The sequence below is a fragment of the Bacillus sp. N5-665 genome, from assembly GCF_022637375.2.
Taxonomy (GTDB): domain Bacteria; phylum Bacillota; class Bacilli; order Bacillales; family Bacillaceae_G; genus Bacillus_A; species Bacillus_A wiedmannii.
On the sequence record NZ_CP093325.1, the window covers coordinates 4,419,604 to 4,436,705 of the forward strand.

Sequence of the window (17,102 nt, forward strand, 5' to 3'; positions counted from 1 at the left end):
TTTATTTCCTCTCCACAAACTTCCAAACTAACATTGTTGCACATAAATAGGCGATCCCCATTACTAAAAAACTATAGCTTGCCCCTCTGTACCAATTCGATGATTCATTTAAAATGATTCCCATAATTGCTATACCGACTAATGCACCAATTTGACGATTTACATTTAAAGTTGCCCCAGCCATATTTCCATTTTCACGACCGGCAGATTTCATTACGATTGTAGTCATGGCAGGCACTGCTATACCGATTCCAAGATTAACAATACTGTATATGAATGCAATTCCTATATAACTCACATTATTTACTAAAAGCATTAATAATAAAGATCCTATACTAGCTATAAATAACGCTATGAATAATAACGATTTTGAGCTAAACTTAGTCACCATTTTTGCAAATAATACATTCCCAATAACAAATACGCTCATCATCGGCAATAGTTGTAATCCTGCTACAAACGTGCTTGCTCCATATGCTTTTTGCAAAAAGAGTCCAAACATAAATATGCCACCAAATAACGCAAAGTTTATTAGAAATCCAACTATATTCGCCGAGGTAAATGTCTTGTTTTGGAACAATACTCTTGGTATAACCGAGTTTTTTGATTTTCGTTCTGCATAAACAAAGAGAATAGTAGTTAATACCGTCCCCACTACCCCTCCTAAAATTTGAAACGAGGACCATCCGTAACTTGGCCCTTCAATTAGAGTAAACGCCAACAATGTTATTGCAATTATACCGATTAAATGATTCGCTATATTTATTTTCTCCTTTTTCGGTAATACATTGGGAATAATTACAAAGGCCATTAGAACACCAATAACCCCAATTGGAAGGTTTATAATAAAAATGCTCCGCCAACCAAATGTATTTACTAAAAGACCACCAATAAAAGGACCTGTACCAGAGGCGATAGAGACAATTGCCGACCATATCCCAAACATTTTAGCTCTCTTCTTTTCATCTGGAAATGATACTACTAATAAGCTAAGTGAACTTGGCATAAATAAAGCCGCTCCAACGCCTTGAAGTACCCGGCCGATAATAAGAGTGTTCCCATTTGTGGCAATCGTACATAAAAGAGAGGCGAATACAAAAATGATTAAACCAACCATATACATATTTTTTGCTCCATATTGGTTAGCCAATGCCCCTCCAGCGAGTAATAATACCGCAAAAGATAAAATATATCCGTCAACAATCCATGTTGAACTATATAATGTCATTCCTAATGTTTCTTGAATATTCACCACCGCAACATTTACTACTGTCACATCTAACGTAGCCATAATAAAACCGAGTGCCAAAGTTATTAAAATGACGATACCAGATTTCTCTTTTGTTTGAACATCTAAATTTCTACTAGCCACCCCACTCACTTGCTAACTCCCCTCTCAAAAATTAGTAATTTACCTATATATTCCTTTAGAACTATAATAAAGAAAGTACTTCATTTATAAAAGTACTGATTTTTTATATAGTACCTATACTTTTATATAGTAAGGAGTGTTTATATGGAAAATGTAAATGAAGAGATTTTATTAAAATGCCCCATTGAAAAAACAATATCTGTAATAGGTGGAAAGTGGACTTTCTTAATTTTAAGAGATTTATTTTATAGTCCTAAACGTTTTGCTGAGCTTGAAAGGCGTCTAAGTGGCATTAGCCCACGCACACTCTCTCTTCGCTTAAAAGAACTTGAACAAGAAAATATTATAAAGAGAACAATCTATTCAACTATGCCACCTCACGTGGAATATTCACTAACAAAAAAAGGGGAAACACTCCGTCCTATTTTTGACGCGATGAAGGACTGGGGAAATGCGTGGAAAATATTAGATGAATAAAAAGAAGGTATCATCTTATGTGATGATACCTTCTTTCTGTTAATCCGAAATCACCTTCACATACATCCCTCTCACCGCTTTTTCATAAGCGACCTCGCTCATCCGTTTTATGTTTTCTGATACGACAGACGATGAAACAACTTTACCTTCATGAAGTAACGGCGGATCAATGAGACGCACTTTATTTTTCTGATACAAATCATAATTGTTTCTATCTTCTTTTACTTTTACATTCGGATGAACTTTGCTTAATAAAGCATGTACTTCTGGATCACTACATTGCTGTAATTTCGAAATAAGCGCATCATCTTCAAGAAGAAAATCATCTGCATGAATAATCGTTTTATGAAGAGCTAACTTTAACGTTTTCGCTAACATATCATTTCCGTAAATATTCATTGGTTTCATAAAGAAATCGATTACTTCTTTGTAATATGTTTCTGCAAACCATTCGGCTATTTCGATATTTTGAAGGACCATTTTCCCATCTACTGCGATAATATCCGCTAAAAATCTATGAACCTCTTCTAAAGAAATATATCCGTATGTATACATATCTCGTAACGTATAATCCACTCTGTCTGCGCATAATTCTGGTGCTGATCTTTCCAGTAACGTCCACTTCGAATCATCTAATAAAATGTCCTCATAGTTATAACCATACTTTGAAAGAATCGCTGGAATTTCTGAGTTTTTCACGACGGAACTAAATATCTCTTCATGATAACTTTCACCCTCATTATGAAAAACGTAATCAATCACGTGTGAAAAAGCAGTATGTGATACGTCATGCAGTAAACCTGCAATTTGCTCTTCTACTGAACCACCTAGTTTCTTCACTAACAACATAACGCCAACTGAATGATCAAAGCGCGTTACATTCCATTTCTCGTTCATTAAATAACTTGCACCGTTTTGATGAATGCCTTTCAGCCTTTGCACAGGCTTGCTTAAAATTAATTCTTTTACTACTTGACCCACTTTAAATTCTCCGTATAGTACATCTGATATGATCACTTATAATCCCCCTTTATTTCAGCCGAGTCTTATAATCGTACCTCTTTTATGAAATCAACATCAATATAATTATTAAATCTAAATATATTGATGTCTAGTTTTTAATGTTGTATATTATACATGTCTGTTATTTCTGTTATTTCTTTTAATTCATTTTTTATTGAGTGCTCCTTATATGGAGCCTTTTTTTATTGAAAAATATGGGGACTTTCATTCCAAATCGTGAACAGGACGCTAGAAATAAAAACGTACATATTCCGGCAAGAAAAAGGATAACATTGCCAGTTTTATTCTATTTTGATTTAATACAGGTATAGCTATTAAGGGAAAGAGGGGAAACATGAGAAAAATTTTCTTCACCATTCTATTCATCATTATTGTATTAATTAGTTTAGGATATTGGAAATTCTTCACTTTATCTGGGCTCTCAGGTGGTGAAAAGATTCAATCTATCCACTCACCAAATAAAACGTATACTTTACATATATACAGGCATAATGGCGGCGCAACGACTAGCTTTGCTATAAGAGGAGAGCTTGTAGCAAATAATAAAAAATTTATGAACACGAAAAATATATACTGGAATTATCGTGAAGAAGATGCAACTGTACAATGGTTAGACGATCATACAGTGATGATTAATAAACATAAATTACATGTAGAGACGGACACGTATGATTTTAGAAAAAACTAGTTTTACAATCGTACTCAATACTAGAGAAGCGTTTTTTAACGTACAATGCTTTATAAAATTACTTCCTTGAAAAATATTCAAATCTATTTAATCATATTGCCTAAATACTGATAGATGTAAGGAAATGGCCGGAGTTAAAGGTAAAGCAGTTTACAGTTATAGTACGAAAGGTTGGGAATCTATGGACAGTTATTTTCCAAAAATGGGGAAGTTAATTGGTGGATTATGTGTACTTGTCATTTTACTTTCATCCTTTTGGCTTATATGGATTGGCGAAACAAATATTCGTTATAGTGGGGATCATAAGGGCACGATGCCTTTTTGGCACAAGTGGGTCCCTGTTATGATCGGTATACTCCTTATCCGTTTCTTACCGTTTCATCATAAAAACTATAATCCTCTTCAACAGTTTGAACCAAAGCGCATCATGATTCAAGCTATTGTCTTGTTCTTGAGCGGATCCCTCTTCACAATTAGTCTTCTCACCACGAACTTTGAAGGGATGGCATTACAATTTTGGTTTATGATATTTAAAATTATTTTATTATTATTCACCCCATTTATGCTTCTTTTGTTTTATAAAAGTAACTCCAAAAAAGAACGACCAAAATCTGTAAAAGCAATAGAGAATAATAGATGGTATCGTTTTACACCACTTATTGTCATTATAATCTGGGGTTACTTCAACTTCTTTTCTACATTCTCTACACCTTTTGTTTCAGCTAGAATGGAACCCACGGTATTAATATTAATTTTACTTGTAGGATTTCTTATAAATAGTGTACTTGAAGAGTTTTTTTATAGGGTTTGGTTGCAAACACGTTTGGAATTATTACTAGGTACTTGGCCGGCTATCCTTCTTACATCATTGTTATGGGCGAGCTGGCATATCGCATTACACGGCTCTGGTCATTGGGATATTGATACCGCTACGGTTATTGTGAACCATGGTATCGTAGGTCTATTCCTCGGATATTTGTGGGCACGTTATCGTAAAGTATGGGCAATTATTATTGTCCATGGACTAATTAATGCACATCCACTACAACTAATTGAAATTTTATTCACGTAACGGGCGCGATTGCGAAACAAAAAAGGATTATACATATTAGTCATGTATAATCCTTTTTTCCAATTCAAATCCTAGTAACGGATGAAATTTTCAGCTTAATGCGTGTGTGATTCTACTTCTAAATAAAATTTTATAACACTATTCAAACGTAACTTCCACCTGCACAATCTCAGATCTACTTCCAAGTCGAAGCGGTGGTCCCCAGAATCCGAAACCAGAAGAAACAATCGCGTGGAATGCACCTTTTTGTGCGTATCCCCAGTCTAATTCGTACATTCTTCTCGTTACAATATGATTCGGCGCCATTTGTCCGCGGTGCGTGTGACCGGATAATAGTAAATCGACGCCAGCATCCGCTGCTTGTTTCAACTCAAATGGTTGGTGATCCATTGCGATAACTGGCATGGATTTATCTACCGTACTCATTAAACTTTCAAAACTTTGGCGATCTCGCTCTGTTTTATCTCTTCTTCCAACGATATAAAAATGATCTTCAATTGTAATCCCTTCATCTAAAAGAATACGAATATCAATCTTATCCATCTCTTGTAAAAATTCCGGAACCGCTCGTCCGTAATATTCGTGGTTTCCTAACACACCATATACGCCTAATGGAGCCTTCATTTGTTTCATAATTGGCCCCATATTTTTTTGAATGAACACACCTGGATGATCATCGATAATATCTCCTGGCAGTAAAATAATATCAGGCTCCATCTCATTTACATGACGGACAAGTCTTTTCAAATGCGAAACGCCAGATAATTTACCGAAATGCATATCCGAAGCCATCGCAATGCGTAAGCTTTTACGTCCCTTTACTTTTTTCGGTATGTGCACCTCGTACTTTCTAACTACTGGGCTATATGCGTTGAATACCCCATATGCAAAAATGAAGATGAACGCAAGTAACACGGCCGTTCCTGTCCAAATAATTGCCGTCTCTTTCTCCATTGAAAACTGTAGAAGGAAAACTGTAATATCCGCAAGTGGCAACAACATAAGCGCGTATTGTATGACCGCAAACCAAATTGAACCTATTGTTCGTAGAAATGGCAAAAACTTAAACACTTGCACGAGAATGTACGCATATGAAATAAAACCGACTACGAAAGCGTAATATCCCCAAGATTCCCAGCCAAACACCGCACTGAGCCAAACCCAACCGTTCCAGCCGATGTAAAACATGAGTAGTGTGTATACAATTAAAATAGTAAATATATTGAAATAACGAAAATTCTTCACAGATAGCCTCCTTCTTAATTTCTTCTATTATATCTTGTTATGCACGTTTAACGTAAATATTAAGCACAGCAATCTTTACAATAAAAACCTCTAACTGCTAGATGCAAATCTAGCAATTAGAGGTGCAATTCAAAACAAAATTACTTTTACAGATTTTCGTTATAGAAACTTGTTAATTTTTCAACTGCAATTTTTACTGGTTCTGGTTGGTCGTATAAATCGTAATGACTCGCACCTTTCACAACAAGTAAATCTTTTTTCTCTGAAGCTGCTTTCTCATACAACTCATGACCATCTTTATAAGAACCGAATGCGCCTTGCTTGCTGCCGACAATAATTTGTAACGGCTGTGTTAATAATGTATCTGCTAAATGGAACGCATCAAAACCAATTACCGATCCCATGCTCGTAAAATTTAACTTATTTGGAGAGTTAACACTTTGCCCTCGCGGTGTTGTATAGTACTCAACTGCTTCTACAATATCTATATCCGTCATACTTGCTGCCTTTAATTCCTCCTGATTTTTAGGAATCCAGTTTGTAATCATTGCCTCTGCTCCGCGCGCTTCAGCAGTACGTTGTTTACCAATCGCCTCTAACACCCCAATCGGATCAGCTTCACGGTTTAATCGCCCAATATTTGCACCAACAACTGTGCCAACTGCTTTAATACGGCGCTCTGTCATTGCGGCATTTACCGCATAACCACCGCCTGCACAAACCCCTAACACACCGATGCGTTCTTCATCTACATAAGGGAGAGTAGTTACATAATCCACTGCTGAGCGAATATCTTCAACGCGCGCAGCTGGTTCTTCCATATATCTCGGTGCCCCTTCACTTTCACCTTGATACGATGCATCAAACGCAAGCGTAACATAACCTCGTTCTGCTAATTTCTCCGCATATAATCCTGCTGTTTGATCTTTACAGCTACTACCTGGATGCACACAAACAATCGCTGCATTTTGTTTCTTTTCCTCAGCACCTACAGAAATATTTAAAATGCCTGCAACTCTTAATCCTCTTGCATAAAAATGAACATTTCTCTTCGTAACTGCCATATATAAAACCACCCTTACTTTACTTTTAATTTACACTTGTGAGAGTTAATACTCACGTGTATATTTATAATAAAGCGAGTAACCACTTGTTTCAATGACCACATTTACGCATTTGGGTGATAATACACACATAACGAAATATGTGTATCAATAACGGAGGAACATCATATGGAGAAAATCGATAGAAGAATTATAAAATCACAAAACGCCATTCAATCCGCATTTATTGAAATGTTAATTGAAGATGGCTTTGATGAAATTACTGTAAAAAACATTACCGAAAAAGCGAACATCGGAAGAAAAACTTTCTACCTACACTACTTAGATAAGTACAATTTATTAGATAAAATTGTGGACGACCATTTAAATCAATTAAGAGAAATATGCAATATAAAACAAACAAAAGGCTATATAGAAGGAACTGTCATATGGTTTGAATACTTCAAAGAACACAAACCATTTTTCGCATCGTTATTTAGAAGCAACAGCACATTATCATTCCAGAAAAAGTTCCTAACGTTCATCATGGGTGAACTAGAAAAAAAATTAAACACAAATACGTCAGTAAATAAAAACATTGATACACACATCGTCTTAAAGTTTTTAGGAACAGCTGTCATGGGTATTTTGGAATCTTACGTGTTGGATGAGATTGATAATGATGTTGAGTATGTTGCGATGCAGGTTGGGGAATTGATGAGGAGGAATATATAACGGTTATGAAAAAGTGCACCCAGATTGTTGGGTGCACTTTTTATATTTATTACCTCACATATTAATTGCATCAACAGAATACAGCGTATCGTCCGTCTGAAAATACATAGCAAATCCGCGGCTATAATAAGTACCAAATTGAATTGGTTCTCCAAGTTCATTACGAAGATTCATATCATGCACATGATTATTATTTAAATCATAAACAAATCCGTCCTACATTATTTTCATCATATTTGTACGTTGCAAATACTATATTTTCACCCTTAACTGTTTATATATAAGATATTTATAAAAAAGAAAAGCTGATATCAGCTCTTCTTTCTACAATTTATTTTTCATTTAATTTTCACCATCCATTTCCTCTGCTGTCTCAGATGAAAATTCTTTTAGGTTTTTTCAATATCTCTAGTTTTTTCTTCATATAAATATCCCTTTTTACTAAAAAAGATGTTTTAAGCTCCCCTATAGGAATATATTTCTCCAATACTATTTGTCATCATAGAGTGTAAATGAATTAGCGGGGAGTTGTTGTGTAAAATTAGAAGTATTGAGTTGTTCTATTGGTTCTTGAGATGTTTGTTTCATGTGTCGTTTTTCAAATGCTAATTGTATCCTTTGTAGCATAATATGTGCTGTAATAATAGTCAGGATGAAAAATGTAATAGGAACCATTGGAATCCACGGTTGAACAGAGAGGGAACGAAAATAGAGACCAATTAAACCTGACCATTCATTGCTAACTGACTCAACTTCATTTCCGTAGAAAAGAATTGTACCACCAAAAAATAATTCTAAAATACCAAAATGAGAGAAAATGATTAAAGTTTGTACAAATTGTTGCATCATGACAATGATTAGAATAGGAAATATATTCGGAAATATGTGTTTTATAGCGAGATGAAATTTGCTTCCTCCTAATATTGTAGCAGCTTCTATAAATTCTTCATTCAGTATCTTTTTTGTCTCTTTTGCAAAATAAAATATAAGAACGGGTAAAGCGAGAATGACTAAGACTATGATTTCAAAGGATGCTCGTTCAAAGAAAGAGGGAACTGGAGACCCGTTTTGAAAACGCAATACTGTATCAAGAATAAAGTAACCAATGAGGGTCATTGGAACAACTGTAAAACAATCAAAGAGAGCTTCAAGTGTCTTAAAACTTTTTCTTACATAAAAAGCGAAGAATAATCCAATTGCTAGCCCGATAAATGTTCGTAGAAATGCTATCAATAACGATATACCAATGGTCCATTTCGCTCCATCTACTACTCTATGTAATAAATCAAATCCCTTCATATCCGTACCTAACAGAAAAGTGAAAGAAGGGGGAAATGGTGCTGCTTGTACATTACCACTTTCATCATATAGAATAGATGTTTGGCGAACTTTCCCATCAAAGAATATGGAATTTCCGATGCTTACTATGATTAATAGAAGCAAAAAGGATATACAAATTATGAAATACTTATCTCTTTTTAAATGGGCCCACATGTTAAGATTCTCCTTTCAGTTCATCAGGTATGAAAATATTGAAAAGCTTAAAGACAATAAAGATAGGAATGTAAATTAAAAACAATGTAACGCAAAATATTTCAGGTGCTGGTTCTAATTCAGTATTATACGTTTTTAAAAATGTGAAAATACCTTGAACATTGAGTAAATATTCAATAATGTATAAATTAGATAACATATACCAAATATTTGTTTTTGAGAAGTAGAGAGTACTTAAAAAGACGTTTCTTAGAACGTGATGATTGAGAATATAAAACGTGTCAAATCCTTTGGCGCGTGCTAGCAAGGTATAATCTTTTTGTAATTCATTTTCAAAACGTAGCAATAGTAGCTTGTTAAACATAAGAATAGTTGGAAAACTTAAGCAAATAATCGGAAATAGTAAGATTGAGTTGTCTTTTGTACCAGCTATATTTGCGATTAAAAAGTTTGTCTGTTTATAAATCCAAACGACAAGTAATTGGAGACACAAAATAATAAAAATATCAGGAATTGCTTCTAATAGTAAAAAAAATGATTTTATTCTTTCTCTTTTTTTTACAGGGAGTAGCAACAAGGCATAAACAGTCATAAAAGAAACTAATACGGAAATAAAAAGAGCAGCTAAAAAGATAATAACCGTGTTTCCATATTGAATTAGAATTTGAGGAAATAGGGGTTTTGCAAATTTCGTGTAAGTTAATGGATCCCACCCTATTAATTTAGAGGTGACGTCCGTAAGTGTGTGCAGGTAATTGTTAAAGTCGATCTTCATCCCAATAAATAAGTGCGGTAATGTGCCGATAAATATAATGATAATAAACGATAAGAATAGGTGGAACGGTATCGTTAAATATGTTTGTGCAGAAATTTTTTTCATGTTAGCCTAACCTTTCCTATAAAGTGAAGCTACCATCAGTAGAGAATCTCTACTGATGGTAGCCTAATGAACCAGTTTTTACAACAAATTCAGGAAAAAGAAACACTTCATATACTTGAATTGAAAGGGAACAAATTTTTATTCCTTATTTATTAGGGGTGCTAAATGTTTTTTATAAACAAATTACATCGCTAAACCATTTAAAGTGAACTGTTCTATAAAAGAAATTTAAGTAACTACTTTACTTTCTAAATGTCAAGATATGAAGTTTAGTTTATGTAGACTCAAAGGTTAAAAATTTTTATTTATTAGCTTTTCATTAACTCTTCTTTGTTTATCTCCATATTTGTCTTAGCAGAATTTTTAAATTCGATTATATTTACTTGATTTTGGAATTTATTCAAGAAGTCTGTTACTAACCTAATTAACAAAAAGAAAATAATCATTTGGATAATCATGCAAGCCCAAAGTAAATAATCCGTCCAGTTCATATCTTTCACTCCTTTATTTGTTTTGTAAGATATAAAAAATGATTCATACTACGATAAATTGTGAATGTTGAGTTTAAAATTGCTATTAATAAAACTAAGAATGTTGATAAAAGTATAGAGAAGATTCCATTATGATTGAAAATTAGTGATATATCCTTTTCATATATAAGAAGAGATTGCAAGCTGAAAAAATCTGTTTCATTTTTAATAAGGAAAATAATTAATCCTACTAAAAAAATATTGCGAAACACTAAAGTCCAAGATAAGTTATGATCTCCTACAATTCCACCACATCCGCAAGAAATATTGGTTCTCTTCCTATATAAATTAACAATGATTCCTATTGTATACATAATTAATAAAAGTAAAAGTATAGCGCCTACCCAAAGCTGTAATAATCCTAGAATGAGTGAAATGGAACAAATTAACGCAAGGCTTACTTCCATCCTAGAAAAGAATTTTATGAATTTTTTGGGGAGGATTTTATATTGCCCTACAATGACAACGTGTTTGCTAAAATGTAATAGTTTACTAATAGAGGACGATAGAAAAAGAGTACCTATTAATATCCTTAAAATTAAGATAATTTCATTCATATTAAAACCTCATCAAGTTTATTTTGATATAGAGTTGCTTGGGTTGTGTATAATTCATAGTATTTCCCTTTTTTCAGGAAAAGCTCTTCATGAGTACCGAACTCAACTAATTCACCATTGTCTAATACAACAATTTTATCTGCTAATTTAGCTGCAGACATTTTATGAGAAATCATAATTGTAGTTTTCTGGTTAGTCAGTAATTCAAATTTATCAAAAATTTCTCTTTCTGAAATAGGATCTAACGCAGCAGTTGGCTCATCTAGAATCATGATATTACCATTTTTAAATAACGATCGAGATATTGCTAATTTTTGCCATTGACCTCCTGAGAGCTCTTCCCCCTCTTGTAAAAATCTCCCTAATGGAGTGTTGTATGCATTCGGGAATAGTTGGATATCTTCATGGATTCCTGACTGCATAGCTACATTTTTTAGTTTTTCATCATTATTTATTTCGGAAACATTACCAAGAGCGATATTTTCTCTTATGGTTAAATGGTACTGAATAAAATCTTGAAACATTACTGTCGTGTGCTCTCTTAAAGAATGTAATTGAATTTTGTTAATAGGTATATTATCAAAATATATATTTCCAGATGTAAGTGGATATAGTCCAAGCAGGCATTTTATTAATGTAGTTTTTCCAGATCCATTATGACCGACTATTGCTATCTTTTCATTAGGTAATATAGAAAAAGATACATTTTGTAAAATTTTATTTTTATTATTAGGATATGAAAAAGATACATTTTCAAATCGTATGCCATATTGTAAAACACTAGGAAATGGTACTTGTTCATCGGTATTTATTTCATCCTCATCTAGTGAATCGATATAATGGAAATAGTCATATATATATAATACATCCTCATATAATTGAGCCAAATTAGCTGAAATGTTATGTAATGCATTTTGTGTACTATGTACTGCTTGTCCTATAGAAACGAAGTCACCAATTTTAACAGCAGATTTTTTAATGAGCCAAATAATAATTCCGGCCGAACCACAATATGAAAGAGCTACTAGCAAATCTAAAAATATTTCCGCTTTACTTTTGGTTTTTAAGAAATTTAAAGAATAACTCATATTTTTATTATATTTTTTTTCCCATCTTTGTATGAAGTACGTATGTAAGTTAAAAATTCTAATTTCCTTAATCGTATCTTTTTGCATTAACAAGTTCTCTATATAATTTGTCTCCCTTAAGAGAGGAGTGGTTTTTTTTGTAAGTTCAAACCCTTGTTTACCGAGATATGATTTTATGAAAAGAGCTGGAAAAAAGGTAATACTAGCAACTACAGCTAAACTCCAATGAATAGAGAATAAAAAAATAATTAAAGATGAAATGGTTATTAAAGATTGTGCAATTAAAAACAAATTGTTAATTGGTGATAGTAGACGTCTACCGGTATTTGATTTTATTCGATTGGTATAGTTATAAAAATCAGGATTATCAAAATATGAATACGGTATTTTAAATGTCTTATAAGCAATCTCTTCAGTTAAAAATTTAGTGAGCTTAAAGCGCATATTTTCGTCAATATAATACTGGAATTGTTTAATGATAGTTTCAATTAATAATAGCAAAAATTGTAGTACAAGCAGAGTAATAGCTAATGTATAATTTTTATTTTCACTTGTAATTATGGTGGATACATTGTTAACAAGTTCTTTTGTAGTCCATATTGTAGCCACAGGTAACATCCCTAAAATAATCATGAATATGCTAGAAAAGCAAAACCAAATCTTATTGAGTTTCCAAATTAGTTTAATAGTTCTTAGTATGTAAGTAATGAACATATAAAAAACCCTCACTTTTTTTTCTTTTAGAGGACATTGTCAGATATTGGAGAAAACTTAGTAATAGTAGCTTTAGAATTGATACGTATAAATGTCGGGAAAACAAATATTTGTAATTGTTTTTTTTGAATCTCAGATAAAGGAAATATCGGAATCTTACAATGCGCTGGAATACTATTATTAAATTGATTGTATAAATCTGGGGTTTCGGAATATAAATATATTATTAGGTTATGTGATTTGTGCTTATTTTTATGAATAATTTCATTTAATTTTTCATGACATATTTTACATGATGCGGCCATTAACAAGATAATAGATTCATCATGGGTCGAGTAGGAATTTGGTAATTGTAATATATTGCTAATATCTTTTTTTATTAAGGAGTTTGATTTGTTCTGAATAAATTTTGTTTTGGGCAATAGAGCGAGCACCTTTTTTAACTTACTAATTTGTATAAGTAGAACTAATAGAAAAAGTAACCATATGAAAAATAATAGAAGATATACAATCATATTAAACGCCTTTCTATCTTTAATTTAATAGGATTCAAAGCTAAGAATTTTATATTCTTAGCTTTGAATTTTACACTTTTAGCAACAACCAACAGCAACAAAACGTCCGTTACCATAATGACGAAGTAGTGTGCGACTTCTTGTGCCACAATAACTATCATAGTCACAACCTTCTTCATAATATTGTGGACCAACAACCTCATTTTTTACCCCAAATAATTTTGCTAAAACATTACTCATACTAACAACCCCTTTTCAAATTATTGGTAATACATTACAAATTTTAACAATAAAAGACAGAATATTCAATATAAATAAAATTTTATCAAGTTTTTTAGTTTATAGCACATTAATTATAAAAAGAACCCATTTCACAATTGTTTCTTTTCCTGTTTGCCAGTTTTTCTAGTAGAGAAGACGTTAAATTACAGCGCCGTTCTTCAAAAAATAGTTATAATTTATTTTGAATAGAAAGATTTATAAATTTTCTCAAGTTTTTTCAGTTTATAGCAAATTAATTATAAAAAAGAACCTGGTTCACAATTGTTCTTTTCTCATTTGTTAATTTCCATCAATAAAAGCATTAAATTACAGTTGTAATTCATTTTGAATAGAAGGATTCATAATCTATCATATTTAACCCCTTATATCATTCCATGTATACTTGTATTTTCCATCTGATGTACGATTTCCACATCCAACGCCCGCATTATCTACACATTTTAGTACTCAAACCCTCCTGTAAACAATAGATACAAGAATATAGCTCCTAACCCTATCATAAATATTCTAAACAAATAATAGCTGATAGTTAGAAGGAACGGGAATACACCCGTGAAACTGAAAAGTGACATAAACATTCGGTTTTCTTTATAACTCTCTGTATCTATTTTAAATCCCAACCATATAAAGAGAATACTCATTACAAAAATATATAAATCAAGTATAAAATCTATTATCATCATTAACTCCCTTGTATATGTATGTAACAACCTCTCCGATATTTTGCTCATTCTTATATGATTTCGGTAATTCAAAGACATCTACTTTCTTCTCACCTAAAAATTTAATGAATTTTAGAAAGAAACTCAATTAAAAAAATGTAAGACTTTAAGGAAAGATAGCAATTCTGACTCTTTATCGACAATTTCCCGTTTTCTATTCCATAATTCATTACAACGAACTAAAATATTTTTATATAAGGATAATCATTAAATAAGGTGTAATATCTATCTTATTTACGATGAATAAATAGTGGAAAGAAAAGAAAAAAAATTAAATCCATCCCTCAAAAACAAAAATACGGTCTTACATAAGCTACTCCGTCTACGTTTGAAACGTGCTTATACTCTGGTGCTTCTAGTTCCACGGTTTCATATATAAAGGCCCCTTAGTTTGTATAATAGAAAAAAGGCACACAATCCATTCACAAAAGTGAACGTTGTGCGCCTTTATTTCTCACTCTATTTCATTTATTTCTTCAACTTATCCGTCTTCGCAATAAATTTTGCTGCTTCTGCGCGGCTTACCGCTTTATCTGGAGCCCAGCCATTATCTGTTCCAACTGAAATGTTTTCTTGGATTAAAATATTGGCATACTTCGCACCCCAATGATTGTTTAAGTCAGCAAATTCTTTTGGTAGTTTCATATTTTCATTTGTTTGCTCTTTATAAGTTTTAAAAATAACATCGTATGTATCAGCTACTTTTATATGAATATACGCAACACAACCACGTTATCGATAATAATTATCAATAACGCACAAAAAATATCATTTCCTACACAAATACGCCTTTCGTTCATTTTTAAACAGTAAATAATGTGCCGTATGAACTTTCCGTTCTAAATAATCGATAGAATACGAGCTTGATGGATCAACTAAATCACCTATCGCACCTGAAAGATGATCAATTACTTGCTGCAAAATTTCTAAGTTTTTCTTTTCACTTTCCGCGTTCATTTCATCCATAATGTCACAAATAAGGTATTGAACTCTCCGTAAACGTAATTCCTTTTGCTCCACGTATATCTCCTCCTTATTAGTCATATTACGGTTTAAATATATGGGGCTATAGCTTAACCAATTCTAAAAAATACAAAGGCAACCACCTTCGTAAAGATGGTTGCCCCTATTTTTAAACTTGCATCGCTTTTTCTTTTAACGCTCTTCTTAACAATTTACCCGTCGTATTCTTCGGCAATTCTGTTAAAAATTCGATACTCATTGGCACTTTATATTTTGCTAAATGTAACGTGCAATAGTGCATCAGTTCCTCTTCTGTTACGTGAGCTTGTTTCAAAACGACGTAAGCTCGCACTGCTTCTCCTAAGTTTTCATCAGGAACACCGATTACGACAACTTCTGCTACAGATTCGTGTGTATATAATACTTCCTCTACTTCACGAGGGTATACGTTATAACCGCCAACTAGGACGATATCTTTTTTACGATCAACGATATAGAAGTAACCTTCTTCATCCATTTTCGCTAAGTCACCTGTATACAGCCAACCATCTTTCAATGTCGCTGCTGTATCTTCTGGTGCGTTATAGTATCCTTTCATAACGTTAGGCCCGCGAACAATTAATTCACCGACTGCGCCAACAGGTACTTCTTCCCCAAGTTCGTTCACAATTTTATTTTCTACATGCCAAATATTTGTACCGATTGATCCTGGTTTACGCGGACGATCTAGCGGGTTAAAACAAGTAACTGGTGATGCTTCCGATAAACCGTATCCTTCTGAAACGATTACGTCAAAACGTTTTTCAAAGTTTTGCAGAAGAGCAACAGGCATTGATGCACCACCTGAAATACAAAGGCGAAGCGTCTTCACATCTTCTGCGCTTGCTTCTTCAAATAAATATAAATAATTGTACATTGTCGGTACACCAGCAAAAATCGTTGGCTCGTACGTGCGACAAATACGGAATACTTCTTTCGGACTAAATTTCGGTAACATTAAAATAGTTGCTCCGTTCACAATCGGCGCATTTACTGCTACTGTTAAGCAAAATACATGGAACATCGGCAAAGCCGCAACGACGCGATCATCAGCCGTATATTGTAAATACGACGCCACATCGCTCGCATTACTATATAAATTTTTATGTGTTAACATAGCGCCTTTCGGTTTTCCAGTTGTGCCTGAAGTGTATAGAATAACCGCTACATCTTCTTCATCTAGATCTGGGCCTTCGTAAGTTAAATCTCCAGCCCCTATCATTCTCGTAAACGTTTTCATTTTTTCGGTTTCTGTATGGTTAAAATCTGATGAGGTTTCGCATATGATGATGTTTTCAAGTGAAGGAAGTCTTGTTGTAAGAGATTGTATAACAGGTAGAAGGACGTCGAGTACGATGATTGTTTTTACATCTCCATTTTGTAAAATATAATGCATTTCGTCTGCTGTATAAATTGGATTAACTGGAATGACAGTTGCTCCAGCTTTCATTGTTCCGTATAAACCGACCAAAAAATGTGGTGAGTTTCCAACAACTAATGCGACATTGTCCCCTTTTCCAATGCCCATTTCTGCTAAATTGCTAGAAAACCTTGTGACCATTTTGTTTAATTGGTCATACGAGACCGACTGATCCATAAATATATAAGCCGGTTTATCCCCCTTCTTTTTCGCCGTTTCAGCCAAAGATTGAACGAGATTCAC

At 33.2% G+C, this 17,102-nt stretch carries 16 protein-coding genes and 1 pseudogene; 4 read left to right on the plus strand and 13 right to left on the minus strand.

Annotated elements, in window-relative coordinates; translation table 11 throughout:
• Position 1: 1 nt before the first annotated feature.
• Positions 2 to 1,381 carry an MFS transporter gene (locus tag MNO09_RS25290; RefSeq protein WP_000017201.1) on the minus strand — a complete coding sequence of 460 codons (1,380 nt, stop codon included), beginning with the start codon at positions 1,379 to 1,381 and terminating at the stop codon, positions 2 to 4.
• Between the two features lie 135 nt (positions 1,382 to 1,516).
• Between MNO09_RS25290 and MNO09_RS25295 the strand changes: the two genes are divergently transcribed.
• Positions 1,517 to 1,849: a winged helix-turn-helix transcriptional regulator gene (locus tag MNO09_RS25295; protein ID WP_088106941.1), complete on the plus strand. Its 333-nt coding sequence runs from the start codon at positions 1,517 to 1,519 to the stop codon at positions 1,847 to 1,849.
• Between the two features lie 39 nt (positions 1,850 to 1,888).
• On the opposite strand, the gene MNO09_RS25300 is transcribed toward MNO09_RS25295, so the two are convergent.
• Positions 1,889 to 2,866: an HD domain-containing protein gene (locus MNO09_RS25300; RefSeq protein ID WP_000587082.1), complete on the minus strand. Its 978-nt coding sequence runs from the start codon at positions 2,864 to 2,866 to the stop codon at positions 1,889 to 1,891.
• A 340-nt stretch (positions 2,867 to 3,206) separates the two neighbouring features.
• Between MNO09_RS25300 and MNO09_RS25305 the strand changes: the two genes are divergently transcribed.
• Positions 3,207 to 3,560, plus strand: a complete 354-nt coding sequence (locus MNO09_RS25305; RefSeq protein WP_001225806.1) for a DUF5412 family protein — start codon at positions 3,207 to 3,209, stop codon at positions 3,558 to 3,560.
• 181 nt (positions 3,561 to 3,741) lie between these two features.
• On the plus strand, positions 3,742 to 4,632 hold the full coding sequence (locus MNO09_RS25310; RefSeq protein WP_033657826.1) for a CPBP family intramembrane glutamic endopeptidase: 891 nt from the start codon (positions 3,742 to 3,744) through the stop codon (positions 4,630 to 4,632).
• 138 nt (positions 4,633 to 4,770) lie between these two features.
• Here MNO09_RS25310 and MNO09_RS25315 read toward each other — a convergent pair whose 3' ends face one another.
• The gene (locus MNO09_RS25315) at positions 4,771 to 5,877 is read right to left on the minus strand and encodes a metallophosphoesterase (protein WP_088106940.1); all 1,107 of its coding nucleotides are present in this window, start codon (positions 5,875 to 5,877) and stop codon (positions 4,771 to 4,773) included.
• Positions 5,878 to 6,023: 146 nt separating this feature from the next.
• Positions 6,024 to 6,941: an alpha/beta hydrolase gene (locus tag MNO09_RS25320; RefSeq protein WP_000301562.1), complete on the minus strand. Its 918-nt coding sequence runs from the start codon at positions 6,939 to 6,941 to the stop codon at positions 6,024 to 6,026.
• Between the two features lie 168 nt (positions 6,942 to 7,109).
• On the opposite strand from MNO09_RS25320, the gene MNO09_RS25325 reads away from it, so the two are divergent.
• Positions 7,110 to 7,655: a TetR/AcrR family transcriptional regulator C-terminal domain-containing protein gene (locus tag MNO09_RS25325; RefSeq protein ID WP_088106939.1), complete on the plus strand. Its 546-nt coding sequence runs from the start codon at positions 7,110 to 7,112 to the stop codon at positions 7,653 to 7,655.
• Positions 7,656 to 8,144: 489 nt separating this feature from the next.
• Here the strand turns inward: MNO09_RS25325 and MNO09_RS25330 are convergent, their stop codons facing one another.
• From MNO09_RS25330 to MNO09_RS25370, 9 genes and pseudogenes are all read right to left on the minus strand, one after another.
• Positions 8,145 to 9,149: an ABC transporter permease gene (locus tag MNO09_RS25330; protein ID WP_000263306.1), complete on the minus strand. Its 1,005-nt coding sequence runs from the start codon at positions 9,147 to 9,149 to the stop codon at positions 8,145 to 8,147.
• Between the two features lies 1 nt (position 9,150).
• On the minus strand, positions 9,151 to 10,029 hold the full coding sequence (locus MNO09_RS25335; RefSeq protein ID WP_000723897.1) for an ABC transporter permease subunit: 879 nt from the start codon (positions 10,027 to 10,029) through the stop codon (positions 9,151 to 9,153).
• A 308-nt stretch (positions 10,030 to 10,337) separates the two neighbouring features.
• Positions 10,338 to 10,520: a hypothetical protein gene (locus MNO09_RS25340; protein ID WP_001104600.1), complete on the minus strand. Its 183-nt coding sequence runs from the start codon at positions 10,518 to 10,520 to the stop codon at positions 10,338 to 10,340.
• Positions 10,521 to 10,525: 5 nt separating this feature from the next.
• Positions 10,526 to 11,116 carry a MauE/DoxX family redox-associated membrane protein gene (locus MNO09_RS25345; RefSeq protein WP_001002422.1) on the minus strand — a complete coding sequence of 197 codons (591 nt, stop codon included), beginning with the start codon at positions 11,114 to 11,116 and terminating at the stop codon, positions 10,526 to 10,528.
• A complete protein-coding gene (locus MNO09_RS25350; protein WP_241950203.1) occupies positions 11,113 to 12,822 on the minus strand; it encodes an ABC transporter ATP-binding protein in 1,710 nt (569 codons plus the stop codon). The genes MNO09_RS25345 and MNO09_RS25350 overlap by 4 nt, the downstream gene beginning before the upstream one ends.
• A 689-nt stretch (positions 12,823 to 13,511) precedes the next feature.
• Positions 13,512 to 13,673, minus strand: a complete 162-nt coding sequence (locus tag MNO09_RS25355; protein ID WP_000073169.1) for a hypothetical protein — start codon at positions 13,671 to 13,673, stop codon at positions 13,512 to 13,514.
• 1,232 nt (positions 13,674 to 14,905) lie between these two features.
• A pseudogene (locus MNO09_RS25360) lies at positions 14,906 to 15,106 on the minus strand (S-layer homology domain-containing protein); the annotation flags it as partial.
• 99 nt (positions 15,107 to 15,205) lie between these two features.
• Complete coding sequence (locus tag MNO09_RS25365; RefSeq protein WP_000435468.1) at positions 15,206 to 15,457, minus strand: hypothetical protein; 252 nt, start codon at positions 15,455 to 15,457, stop codon at positions 15,206 to 15,208.
• A 112-nt stretch (positions 15,458 to 15,569) separates the two neighbouring features.
• Positions 15,570 to 17,102 (minus strand): fatty acid--CoA ligase family protein, encoded by a 1,533-nt coding sequence (locus MNO09_RS25370; protein ID WP_001055158.1) that lies wholly within the window; start codon positions 17,100 to 17,102, stop codon positions 15,570 to 15,572.